This is a genomic window from Bradyrhizobium sp. 195, assembly GCF_023101665.1.
Classification (GTDB): Bacteria; Pseudomonadota; Alphaproteobacteria; order Rhizobiales; family Xanthobacteraceae; genus Bradyrhizobium.
On the sequence record NZ_CP082161.1, the window covers coordinates 1777988 to 1790961 of the forward strand.

A 12974-nucleotide genomic window follows, 5' to 3' on the forward strand; every position below is an offset into this window, starting at 1 on the left:
CGCAGGCCCAGGCGGCCTGACCTGCGGCCTTCGCCGGCCGGTGTAGGCCGCAGCCCGATTCATTAACGCTTGAGCCAGGTCTCGGATTTTCTTTATCGGTCCGGGAGAACGCCTTCGTCAGCCAATCGTCAGCCAGGCGGTCTATCTAGGCCTGCCGCGCCTCATCAGCCTGAACCCAATGCAAACGCAGGAGTGCGAATCATCATGTATGGTCGAATTGGTGCCTCGTTCGATGTCCACTACAGTGGCGAAGCTGACGAAGCGAATCAGTCGGGAGCCACCGGGCAAACGGATGTAGGAAGCCAAAGATTCGCGAACATGTTTGCCCGGATGCATTTAGCCGGAGTGGTTCTACCGGCAATTCATCTTCGCGTAGGTGGACGAAGAACGGTCCCGGTGAATGGCAGCGCGCAATCAAACTTCCACTCTGCCTGAAAAACTGAGGATAGCGAGTGCGGCGTGATGCGATCGCGTGCCAGTCTCGGCCGATCTTGGGCTGCTGGCGTGTACTTTGGCCAGGATGTAGGCCACGCCGTCTTAGGTCCCGGCTGACCATGACGGTTGACGAAAACATGCCGCAGGTTCCTCAGACCTCATGCCATGCGCCATCTGGGCGATTGCACTTATGGGCCAAAGCCTTGATACACCATGGCTGAGCGACATCAGCCCGCAACATCATAAGCAGCGATTCTCGCCTTTATCAGAGATGGAATATGACGGGCATTGGCCGATCTGGCAGATCGCGCATTGGGGATGCTGGAGCCGGATCGAGCAGTTCACGCTCGCACTCAAGTCTAGCTCCTGGGGAAGGCAGTCAATCGTTCGATTCCGTCGTGGAGCGGATGCGCTCTGGGCCCCAAGATAGAGGGACGCCCTCCGCTAGCATGGCGCGCGGTGCCGACGATGCCCTTGGCGACAGGTCTTCCGGTCCCTCCGTTGGCCCAGATCGAATCCAAGGCGCTGCGCCACGTGCAGTCACTGCGCGGCGGCGCGGCTTTCCCTCAGTGTCGGAGGGTGGAGACACGACGCCGGTCGCCAGCCAGCCGCCAACTTCGGGTGTGGTAGTCTCCATTTCCTCATCAGAGGAAGAAATCAACGCAACCAAGCGACACATGGATTGCCTGCTTGAGGAACTTGACGCTTGCCGTAATGCGGCCATGCACGCCCAGAACCCGGAGGAGGCGCAAGAGCTGACCGATCGGTTCGTCAAAGCAGGCTCAGCAGTTCTGGACTACTACGCGAGCCTGCGCCCGGCCGTGGCGCGGAGCATTCTGTCCGACGCTGAGGCCCGTGGATACCGCTATGCCGTGCTCGATGCGGCCCACCAATGCAACGCACTGGCCTCATCGACTATCGCCGCCTTGGAAGAGCGCAGAAAGAATTCGGCAGACCTGTTCCAGCGGATTTTCGAATCTAACGCTACCCCCGACCAGCTGAGCCGAGTGGCTTCCAGTGTGGCGAAGGAGCATGTGGCTTGCATGGAGTGGTGGGGAAAGAAGCTGTTGCGCTCGGAACGGATGGTGTCCGTCTGCGAGGCCACCGCCAACTTGCCAAGCATGACGCCCGAGATGCGGAAGCCCGAAGAGGCCGCACTACGCCTGAATACCGGCTTGGTACTTCATGCGGGGTACAAGTGTCTGCAATCGCGGATTGCGCTCGCGCGACTTATGATTGAGTCTCAGGCGAGCACGTTTGAACCAGCCGTGAGGGACGCCCTCATGGGTGAGAACGGGGGGGTGCGTCTGCTCGGGACCTTTGTCGAGGATGTTTTTCCGGCATTCCTCTCGACGGAGGAAGCCGTTCTGCACAAGGACGGAGCGGCACTCGACGCAGAGCACTGCACCGTTCTGGAAGGAGTCATGGAACGGCTTTCGGAATTTGCGTTGGCGTTGCACGACGACATCCTTGCCAAGCTAAGCGATAACCGAACAGGTGCCAGCCTTCCATTGGAACTGTTGGGCCAGATCGTGGACGACGCACGGATCACTGCGCACGAGGTCATGCACTTCCTGGCACTGCAGCTGAAAACGTCAGCCATCATTGCACCGCCGGCCGACGCTGGCGCTACGATATCGGCCGACACTGCCGGCAAGGCTGCAGTGGCGAAAGGCACTCTGGCACTGCAGCCGAAGACGCCAGCCGCTGGCGCTGCGATACCGGCCGACACTGCCGGCAAGGCAGCGGTGGCCAAAGGCACCGCAGCGCGCAGGGAGGAGAAAGGCAACCGCAAGCCGGCTGCTGACGCCGCGAGTTCGGCCGGGCGGCCCGAGCCGCAAGTCGCCGCGGGCGACAGCGACACGGCGCCAGCGGACAAGGTTCTCGTGCGCTCGGATCTAGGTACGAAGAAGCTTGTGAGCGCCAAGGAGGCGCATGCAAGTGCGTCGTCGGCGGCGGCACACTCGGCGGTCTGGCAGGCCCCGGCGTCGACGGAGGCGTTGGCGCCACTGGTCAAGCGGTTGGACGAACTTTTGCAGTTCGATCTGGCTGGTCAGCAAAGGACCGTCTCGCAAGCGCGCCAGATGAAGCCCGAGGACGCCGATCACGTAGTGGGCATCGTGGTCGAGCGCCTGCAGACGCAGGCCGCCGAGATGCAGGCCTGTCTGGAGGCGCTGGAAGAGCCTCGTCGACGCGGCCTGCTCACGCTTGCGCATGTGCACGAAGTGCACGAGAAAACAGTCCGGCTCAAGATGATGTTGTCCGAGGCGCAGGGACTTGCGAAGGCGGCGAACTCGGAATCAAGTCTTGCCCCTGGGGAAGGCAGCCAATCGTTCGATTCCGTCCTGGAGCGGATGCACTCTGGGCCTCAAGATAGAAGGACGTCCTTCGCTCGCATAGCGCGCGGTGCCGATGATGCCCTTGGCGACAGATCTTCCGGACCCTCCGTTGGCGCACATCGGATCCTGGGCGCTGCGCCACTTGAAGCCACTGCGCGACGGTGCGGTTTTCCCCCAGTGCCGGAGGGTGGAGCGCCAGGTCGAGAAGAAACCTCTTTAGGTTCTGATGACAAACCCTGGCTCGGCAATCAAGCATCCAGAAGCTCGCAACCAGACACGGTGCCACCCCATAGGCAAACGGAGTCCGACCCGGGTGCAGGACCGGGAAGGCGGCGTTTCGTCCATGTAGCCGAACAGAGCTTCAAGCGTGGATACTCGGAAAACCTACTTAATAACGCTTTACATGACATTTCTTTCGCTGGCGACATCACTAAATTCTCATGTGCTGTGGTGGAGTATGACAGGAAGCTGCAGGGTCGAGCGGACCACGCAACATTCCTGCAAAAGGCCGCTTCCGAGTTCAAACGCGAATTTGTCCCAAGATGGGAACAAGATATCCGCGCCCGGAATACATGGGGGTACGCCACCTCATGCAACACGATGAGCCGGGAGGCTGGAGGTCAGGCAGGCGTGGAAGCTTGCAGGGCCATGGCAGCTCAGGTGTCGAGCCTCGGCAATGCGCTAAACGACGTCGAAAGCAAAACGCTTTCCCTATTCGTATTGTCGTTCAGTCGATATCCCCGGGTGGCGGAATGTCGCAATGGAATGATCCGAATCGCCAGGTTTTTTCGTGAGCAACGCGGAGCGCTTTCGGAGCTCAACGCTCACAGTCTCGCCCTGCTGATCAACGGCTTCAGCAAGTGGCCGGAACAGGAGAACTCTCGTGAGGCCACAATAGCAGTTGCCGCTGAGATTCGCCGCCGCGCTCCCGGGCTCTCTGATTTTGGTCCGCAGAGCCTGGCTATCGTGGTGAACGGTTTGAGCAAGTGGCCGGAAGAGGCGGAGTGTCGCGGTGCTATAAGGGCAATCGCCAGCGAGGTCCGTCACCGCGCGGGCCGCCGCGATGTCTGGCTCTCTGACTTTGGTCCGCAGAACCTGGCTACCGTGGTGAACGGTTTGAGCAAGTGGCCGGAAGAGGCGGAGTGTCGCGGTGCGATGAGGGCAATCGCCGTCGAGGTCCGTCGCCGCGCGGGTCGCCGCGATGTCTGCCTCGCTGATTTTGATCCACAGGCGTTGGCGAACCTGGTGAACGGCTTCAGCAAGTGGCCGCAGGACTGCCGAGGCGCTATAGTTCAAATCGCCGTCGAGGTGCGTTACCGCGCGGGCCGCCGCGATGTCGGGCTCTCTGATTTTGATCCACAGGCGTTGGCGAACTTGGTAAACGGCTTCAGCAAGTGGCCGCAGGACTGCCGAGACGCTATAGTTCAAATCGCCGACGAGGTCCATCACCGCGGCGACCGGCTCTCCAATTTTACTCCCCAGCACTTGTCGAACCTCGTGAACGGCTTCAGCAGGTGGCCCGAGGGGGCGAAGTGCAACGACGCTATACTTGCAATCGCCGACGAGGTTCGTCGCCGCGCTGGCCGAGCGGACCGGCTCTCCAGTTTTACTCCCCAGCACTTGTCGAGCTTGGTGAACGGCTTCAGCAGGTGGCCGGAAAGGACGGACTGCCGCAGCGCTATAGTTGAAATAGCCGACGAGGTCCGTCGCCGCGCCGACCGGCTGTCTGGGTTTGATCCGCAGGGTCTGGCGAACCTGGTGAACGGTTTCAGCAAGTGGCCTGACGAGACGGGCTGTGGCGACGCCACGCTGGCGATCGCCGGTGAGGTCTGTCGCCGCGCCGACCGGCTTTCTGGGTTTGATCCGCAGGGTCTGGCGAACCTGGTGAACGGTTTCAGCAAGTGGCCTGACGAGACGGGCTGTGGCGACGTCATGCTGGCGATCGCCGATGAGGTCCGTCGCCGCGCCGACCGGCTTTCTGGGTTTGATCCGCAGGGTCTGGCGAACCTGGTGAACGGTTTCAGCAAGTGGCCACAAGAGGAGAACTCACGTCACGCCATCGCTGTGATCGCCGGTGAGGTGCTTCGCCGCGCCGACCGGCTCTCCGATTTTACCTCTCAGCACCTAGCGAATCTGGTGAACGGCTTTAGCAAGTGCCCACAAGAGGAGAACTCACGTCACGCCACCGTTGTAATCGCCGATGAGGTCCTTCGCGCCGACCGGCTGTCTGATTTCACTCCGCAGGGTCTAGCGAACCTGGTGAACGGTTTCAGCAAGTGGCTGCAAGAGGAGGACACTCGCCAAGCCACAGCCGCGATTGCCAACGAGGTCTCTCGCCGTGACAACCGGCTCTTTGAGTTTACTCCGCGGGAACTGGCGATCCTGGTGAACGGCTTTAGCAAGTGGCCGGAAGAGGCGGTGTGCCATGGGGCGATAATCGACATAGCGGGCAAACTCGGCTCGAGAGACCTCCGATTCGGAGCGTTCACCACAACTCAGCTCAGCATGATAGCCAATGCTCTGGGGCGAGGTGTCACGAGGGGAGAGGGCACTGGAGAGATCATAGAGACCGCTCTGCTGAAGAATCGGCTGCACGATCTGGCCCACTACCTTCACTATGCCAGTGATCGCCTGGAGCAGGCCCAGGTTCTGAACATCGCCATGATTTTCAAAGCGCTGGCTAAGGCTCAATTGTTTGACGATCTCGGTTTGCTCGCACGCACGGGGTTAGACCGGCTGACGGAACTGCATCGTGCCCCTGGTTTTGCCGCTGAGAACGACCTCGAAATCATGGGTACCCTCTGCATCGCTCTGCTGCCGCTGGCGCGCAGCCCGCACCTGCGCTGGCACCGGAGGCGGGCCTTAAACTTGCTGAACGACATTCAACCGATCGTCGAGCACAAGATCGAGGGGCATCTCAAAGCAAGCGATGCCGAGCGAGCCCGAGGGCCGTACTCGAGCCGTGGCCCCGCCTTGTCGATTTATCAAACGCTCAAGGCCCGTGCGGTTTTGGCGGCATTGTTCCGCCGGCCCTATGTCGAAGGCAAGAAGTCCGATTTGCGGGTGAGGCAGGAAGAGCTGCAGCGCAAGACTAAGGAGATTTTGGACAAAACGGGCGGCCTCGTCGAAGGCGATCTTTCCAACATGAGCTGGAACCTGATGGCGGAGATCGCGGCGGAGAGTCCGGTCGATGCGCTGGACACGTTCTTGGCGCAGAATGCGGCGACGGTCCAGGCCCAACATCCAGCGTCCGTGTTCGACGTCCATCAAGTGTTGCGAACCATGGCCCACGAGCCCAGACCTCCGCAGGGCGACGCGGGACTTATGCAGTTGTCAGTGGTGGACATGCAGGGCCGGCCAGTGGCCACGGAGCCCGAGACACGCTATTCGATTTTTCATCGCCTGACCTCGGGGGTTTTGCCCGTCGTCGCGGTCCAGCTGCCAGGAAAGCCGAGCGCGTTCATGCTGGCGCGTACGGTCACCGTCGAGGGTGTGCCATACCGCATGGACCTGTTCGGCGGAAGCAAGTTAAAGCCGCCCAAAAAGCCCGTGTCGCAGATCGCCGCCCGCCTTCCAGGTGGGGCGAGGGCAGAGTCTTCCGGGGGAAAGCTGCTGGCGATTCCGTATGCCGAAACGGCGCCGGGCACAGCGTTCGAGCAGCTGTCGCGTGCCTGGGCCCCTTTCAAAGAGGCATACTATTACACTCAGCGCAGGGGTTTTGCCGCGCCGCCGGCAATCAAGGACCTAGGTCCTCGGGACTACGCGCTGGAGGGCGCCTTCAAACTGTCGCTGCTGCCGGACCGTCCTGCCGGCGAGGAGCATCCCTTCAAGCTGGCTGGGCCAGAAGGCCCGATCGCCTTGCGGCCGCATGATGGTTGCGGTTTCATCAAGGCCTCGCTGGCCAACCGTATGCCAGCTGTAAATCGCGCCCGCCGACAGGAAGGTCCTGATCGGGTGCCTGCCTTTGGTGAGGGAAGAAGAATGTCCGTTCCCGCATCGGCGCTGCAACACTATCCCCGAAGCGAGCCGGTGACCGATGAGGCGCGGGAGAAGGCCAAAACCTGGCTCGAGAGCAGACAAGGGCGAGAGTTGACGTCTGAAGAGTTGTTTCGCACCGTGACGGCCGGACACATCGACGGTCCCGGCGCGGTTGCCGTACCGTCCAGCGATGACTGTCTCCATGTGCCGACGCTCAAGAGCGAGACGTTGATGGGGGCGAGCGGCGTGCTGATCGGGCGCTCGCCCTACGACAAGCCCAATCTGCGCCCGTTTGCCGCCGAGCGAGTCAAGTCGGCCGTTAAGGGGGACCCGACCGCTGTGTTCCTCGAAAACTGCACAGCCATCCAATACAGCTTCAACGTCGCCCAGAAGTCGGGGAAGGAACTGGCGGGCGACGATCCGACTTTTTTTGCCAAAGGCATTCTGATGGTTGTGCCGGATAAGATGTGGCCGGCCGGCTACGCCGACCGTGGGCTGGTGATGTCTGCCGAGGACGTCAAATGCCATTCGAGCTGGACCTCGAGCAAGGACCGCGCCAAGGTGGACACGCCGCTCGAGTGCGTCGGCATCCTGCAGGCTACCGAGGTGTTCGCTCCGGGCTCGTTGGTTGCCGTCCCGATCGGTGAACAGAAAAAACTTGACGGGGACTTCGACGGGGACACCGTCGTCATCGTCGGCGACCGGCCGCAGCTTTATGAGCATGTGCGCCAGTTCGATCGCAAGGAGCAAGCTCTCGGACTTCCGTCGCTGAAGCCGCCAAAGTCGCATACCCCGGCGCTTGAGGGCGACAATTACCAGTTCGGTCGCGCCCGCCAGATCCTCGCCGCCACGCAGGATGTCCTGGAAACCTATAGCTGCCTGCAGCGAAACTTTCTGGCTCAATCCCATGAAGCACAACGCTGGTTTGCCGAGCGTGCTGTCTTTGGCACCTATGAGGGCGTTCACCACGAGCTCAGGCGAGAGATCCGTCAGCTGTTGGGCCAGGAAGAGGTGAGTAGCCAGGATATCCAGAACACGTTTGCGAGAGCGAGGAGCGAGATTGAGGTCGCCAAACATCTGGTTGCTCGCGAAATGGCCGAGTTGCTCGTCGACGACCTAGCGGCATGGGCAGTGAAGCCGAATGAGCAACCCCTGCCCGAAACAATCGAAAGCTCGAACGCCGCAAACCCGAGCCTCAGCGCAAGGCTCTGCAATCTTTTCCCGGATCTGGCGGAGACCTATCCGGCAACGACTCAGCCACGAGACCGCATCCAGCTTTTACTCGACCACTATCCTCCCCGCATCGATCCCCGCCCGGATGGTTACAATGCGGACGACCTCGTAAAAAGCGCAAACAACTTGCTGAGCCTCGGCATCAAGGTCGGCACTGATGCCTATAAATCCGATACTGGCGCCAACCTCTTTTTCCAGAAGAGCAGTCACCTTCAGCGGCTCCTCTACGAGACGCCGGGCTTGAAGTCCGTGCCCTACGTCAAGGGCGTGGCGGCGACCCTCGCCCACGGAAGGTTTGATGTCGATGCGACCTTGGAGGATCTGAGGGACAACCCCACTCTGGCGGCTTCAATCATGGAGACCTCGATCAAACTCGCTGCGGAGCAGGGCATTTTGCGCAAACCCTCCGGCCTCCGGCCCGCCGCCGACGATGCTGACATGATCACGCTGACTCGCGAGGAGGCCTCAGAACGCGCCCAAAATGAGGCTGACCGAGCTTTAGCCGAAGAGAGGAAAATCACCGCAGCGGCACGCGAAATTGCCGGAATCCTTGCGGAAGCCGGCATCGAAGTGAAGATGCCCCATCTGGAGCGCCGCTTGAAATCGCATGCCTCCATGACAGATCAGCTCACCGGCATGAGCATCCCGCCCGGCAGCGCCCCACAGCTCTTCAGCAACGCCGTACGCCACGTCTTAGAAATTCCTGACAAGGATTTTACACGTGCCTTCAAGAAAGCCATGCTGGCCTTTGAGGAGCGGGACTACACCGAACGCCAGACAACCAACTGGTTCAGAATGCGCAGTCCGACTTTCGTCGGCATCAAGACAGTCCTCACCACGGCGGAAGCTTATCGCTTCGAAGTGGAGTTCCACACGCCAGGCAGCTATCAAGCCAAGCTTGCCAATCACGACACCTATAAAATTCTCGGCAGGCTGCGGCGGCAATCAAGCGAGGATGCTTTGGAGCAAGCTAAGGCCGAGAAACTGGTGCAGCGGACGAGAGAGGTCTGCACACAGATTGCGATCCCCGACGGCGCCCTGGGCATACACCACTGGGGAGCCGAAGGAGATCGTAAGGGCGGCGCCGCTGCGGCATTTGGATTGCGAGCTTTCGAACAATCAAGAATGCCCGAGATCGCCAGGTCAACGGAGGCAAGCGAGATTATCGCGGCCCTCGGCGTGCGGCCGATCGTGCTTGTCGGCATGCCGAGCGCCGGAAAATCCACCATTGGCCCGGCCATCGCCGAGCGACTGCGGCTGCCCTTCATCGATACCGACCAAAAGATCCAAAAAGAGGCCGGTAAAGAGATTCCGCAGATTTTCGATACTCATGGCGAGGAGTGGTTCAGGGAGCTCGAAGCGAGGGTAATCGCGCGTGTGCTCAATGAAGGGCCCGCGGTGATCGCGACTGGTGGCGGCTCGATCATGCATGAGCCGACCCGGCGTCTCGTCGGGGAGAAAGCCGTCTCGATCTGGCTCAACGCCGACTTCGACGTGATCCAACATCGCCTTAGGAAAGGTATCAACCGCCCGCTGCTGCAAGGCCCCGACCGGGATCAGACAATCAGCCGACTGATGCGCGAGCGCACGCTGCTTTATGCACAAGCCGATATCACGTTCGTGCCGCCCCGCAAACAAGACAAAAAGAATGCGGATCCCTGCGTGAAGGCGCTGCACGCCTATCTTCGCCGCGAGGCGGCCGCCACTCAGCCAGCCTCCAATACCAACGAGCTTGTTGGCTGACTCACTTGAGATTCCCAAAGCGGAAAAGGTCAAATTCGCTGCCCTGATAGGTGGTGGTTTGAGCGAGCTCCGGCTTATCCGCAGCAGGTTATGCCAACCAACCTCGCGCTCGGGTACCTCGAGCGCATCCTATGTGCTCGACGAGATCGTCCAGCTGCCCGCAAGGCCAAGGCTGCCAAGCGCCTGCCGACCCGGTTGCTGAAGAAGCGGGGCTGCGGGCCCAGGCGCATGACCACCGACAAATTGCGGGCGCGGCAAAGACCCAGATGCCGCAGTCGAGCATCGCTGGCACAAGGGGCTGACGATCGCGTTGAGCATTCGCATGTGCCGCTGCGAAAACGGGAACGAACCGTGCAGGGCTTCCGATCCACCGGTTTGCAACGGTTCGTGTCGCACTTCCCAGCCTCGCGAATCGAAGCATATCGCGGCCGTCGCCACTGCGCGCAAGCCGAGAAGGCGGGAGCTGCATACACAGCAGCGACTTCCCCATGGCGGACTCGGCCCGGCAAGACGAAGGTTGTGGAAAAGGCGGCATTCTGAGCCGATAGGGCTATTCTACAACATCCGTCTGCATCGGCTTGCCTGGCGGGATGTAGTGCCATTCGATCCCGTGATCCTTCGACCATGCAAGGATGGCGTTCGAGGTGAATTCGGTGCGTGGTCGGAGACGATGATGCCTGGCTTGCCGCGCTGGGCGATCAGTTCCGTCAGCTCGCGAGCAACCCGATGGCCGGAGATCGAGGTGTCCGGGATCGCGGCATTCGCGCGTCACGTCGTCGACGATGTTGAGCATACGGAAGCGCCAGCCGCCGGCAAACTGGTCATGCACGAAATCCAACCAGCGCGCATTCGGCCTTGCCTCGACAGGATCGGCGCCCGCGTGCCGACGGCTCGTCGTCGCGCCCGACGCTTGCGAACCGTCAGACCTTCCTCGCGATAGAGACGGTAGATACGGTTGACCCGGATGCCTCGCCCTCGCGCCTGAGCAGGATGAACCGGCCGCCGATAGCCGAAGCGTCGGCGCTCGTTGGCGAGGTCACGCAACCTGACGTGCAACTCCGTCTCTGGCGGTCGGCGAGACTGCTTTGCGATCGGCGCAGACGAAGGAACAGGCCCGACGCTCCGATAGGCCCATGACGGCCTGCAGATGCGGGCGGGCCTCTGGCTAGAGGAAATCGCTCGCAATCCGAAGTTGGTTTGCAGAAGTCGGTTTGGAATAGGCTCTCCAAGCCACGCTTATATTTACGTGGCGGTTTTGGATAAACATAGTAGGAGCAGCAAATGTCAGTCCTAAGAGCTATTGCCCCACTTCGCAATCGTCGGGCGTAATCGCCGCGGGATTTGTGGCGGGTCCCGGCCTGCGCCAATAAAATGGGTGGCAAGCCAAGCGGAAGAAATACGGCGCGATGGCTCCCCGAAAAGCGGAACGCCGAAGCCGCCGACTTCGATGACAAAAAAGCCCCAGCTCAGTGAGACCCGTTGCTCCTCAAGGCTCGCCGATTCACGCTGCGCGTTTCGGTGCTTGGGTCTGTTTGAGCTAGCCGTCTCGGCAGGCAACGCCGAAGCTGTCGCAGGTTAGCGCGAACGCCGCTTTGGCCTTATCCTCAACAAACAAAACCGCGTGCCTATCTCGAGGCGATCGCTCCACGAATCAGCACTGGTTTCTTTTGCGACGCGAGAGGCTTCGCCCCGTACAAATCCAATTGTCTTCCGGCAGCAAGAACGATCAGGCAATTTTCCTTTGGCATACCTCGTTAGGACGCCGCGATAGGGAACGAAGAAAGGGCCGCCTATCGGCGACCCTGAAGTCTGCACAAGGCGGATAAAAACCAGATGATCGAATTCACCCCTGTGCCGGCCCGAGGATAGAAGCAGCGGGTTTCACGAATAGTTCGTATAGGTGGTGATGAAATTATCCACTAGCCGCGGTTGTCCGCGCGACCACCATCCGATGTGCCGGTCTGCTTCCGCCGGCGCGGCACGCCGGCGTCAAGGTGTTCCGCCGCTTCGCATTCGCGCCACACGCCAACAGAGATCCAACTTGCCTCGTACAGCGTGCGCCGATTACCGAGACCGCGCAAGGCAGGTTTCCCCACTTGTTCTTCGGCCTCGTCGAGATCGGCACGGCCTGCATGCTGCAAAGCATGCCTCGATCGATGACGAGCATTCCCTCCACCGCAGATGAGCGAGCGCGTCGCGCGGCCGACGGAGCTGCGGCCTGCTTGAGAGCGGATGGACAGCGGCCGCACGGCGCGGATTGTCTGATCCCGCGGCAGCTCCTCTCCGAACTTGGACGAAGCCCCGAATTCGATCCCCAGTCGCTAGCTGAGCAACCACGTCTCGAAGCGGCAAGAGCCTTGACTCAGTGCTCGTCGCCGCGTGCTGGATTTCCTCACTAACCCCAAGTACGACGGCGGCAGCTCGTTTGCCCGAGAAGACTGCACCCTCCGCCGTGACAAGGTATTTGTTTGATGTAATCGCCTGCAACGGCTCTCTAAGGGCTCTCTGGGAATCGGTGTCCTTTGCTCTGATGGCAGCGCCTCAGTCCGGGGCGAGAGCGAGTAGAAGTCGTCGGGCCGTGTGACTACCCGCCAATCGCGCCGTCGAACTCGATGCCGACCGGACGGGCTTCCGAGCAGATTTCTGCAAGAATTTGGTCGGGCCGTGTGGCGAGGCGCTTTTCCGGTTCAGACAATATGATGGAGACGCCCCGGGACATGCCTGAACGTCGTCCGGGACTGCTCCGAGAAGGTGGTCATCGAGGTACCGGGCGCGAACGTCATGCGGTCGACGGGCGCGCCTCCAAATCCATCTGAAGCGTTGCTGCCGGCGTTGTCGGCAGTGTTAGCATCCGCTCGTTCCACTTCTGCGGCCCAAAGGCGTCATTGAGCAGCTTCTTCGCCGGCGCCCAATGAGCTGCAAGTATGACATGCGCCGAGCGAATCTCCTCTGAACCAATCCGAACGCCGCATACACCGCCCTCTTGAAGAATCAACGAGGTGACGGCCGCGCCCCGATCGACAACTCCGCCGCGCACGCGAATGCTTTGGGCGACCGGATTAGCCATGACCTCCGTCATTCTGCCCGAGAATGCAGCAAGACCAGAACTTGCGCGTGCACTGTTCGCCGCTGGGCACGTCGAGGTTATGGTCAGGGCTTTCCAAAAGAGGCTCAATCTTGACTAGCGCGAACTGGCTTCGGGAGCACAAAAGGCCCAACTGTCCTCGCTGGCGGGCTCCTGCACGC

Annotated in this window: 4 protein-coding genes and 2 pseudogenes; 2 read left to right on the forward strand and 4 right to left on the reverse strand. The window is 61.0% G+C overall.

What is annotated here, in order from left to right; genetic code table 11:
- Positions 1 to 713: 713 nt before the first annotated feature.
- Positions 714 to 9728 carry a shikimate kinase gene (locus IVB26_RS08215; protein WP_458309339.1) on the forward strand — a complete coding sequence of 3005 codons (9015 nt, stop codon included), beginning with the start codon at positions 714 to 716 and terminating at the stop codon, positions 9726 to 9728.
- Between the two features lie 130 nt (positions 9729 to 9858).
- Positions 9859 to 10139: pseudogene (locus IVB26_RS43475) on the forward strand (DDE-type integrase/transposase/recombinase); the annotation flags it as partial.
- 142 nt (positions 10140 to 10281) lie between these two features.
- On the opposite strand, the pseudogene IVB26_RS08220 reads toward IVB26_RS43475, so the two are convergent.
- The 4 genes and pseudogenes from IVB26_RS08220 to IVB26_RS08230 form a co-directional block, all read right to left on the reverse strand.
- Positions 10282 to 10890 (reverse strand): annotated as a pseudogene (locus IVB26_RS08220) (DDE-type integrase/transposase/recombinase); the annotation flags it as partial.
- A 757-nt stretch (positions 10891 to 11647) separates the two neighbouring features.
- Entirely contained in the window at positions 11648 to 11869 is a 222-nt protein-coding gene (locus IVB26_RS08225) for a hypothetical protein (protein WP_247971224.1), read from the reverse strand.
- A gap of 443 nt (positions 11870 to 12312) precedes the next feature.
- Positions 12313 to 12447: a hypothetical protein gene (locus IVB26_RS42990; protein WP_256468919.1), complete on the reverse strand. Its 135-nt coding sequence runs from the start codon at positions 12445 to 12447 to the stop codon at positions 12313 to 12315.
- A gap of 60 nt (positions 12448 to 12507) precedes the next feature.
- Positions 12508 to 12795, reverse strand: coding sequence for a hypothetical protein (locus tag IVB26_RS08230; protein ID WP_247971225.1), 288 nt, complete (start codon positions 12793 to 12795; stop codon positions 12508 to 12510).
- Positions 12796 to 12974 lie beyond the last annotated feature (179 nt).

Excerpts from the sequence above, each read along its gene's own strand:
- IVB26_RS08215 (WP_458309339.1), top strand. The coding sequence starts at position 714 with ATGACGGGCATTGGCCGATCTGGCAGATCGCGCATTGGGGATGCTGGA.
- IVB26_RS42990 (WP_256468919.1), bottom strand. The coding sequence starts at position 12,447 with ATGTCCCGGGGCGTCTCCATCATATTGTCTGAACCGGAAAAGCGCCTC.
- IVB26_RS08230 (WP_247971225.1), bottom strand. The coding sequence starts at position 12,795 with ATGGCTAATCCGGTCGCCCAAAGCATTCGCGTGCGCGGCGGAGTTGTC.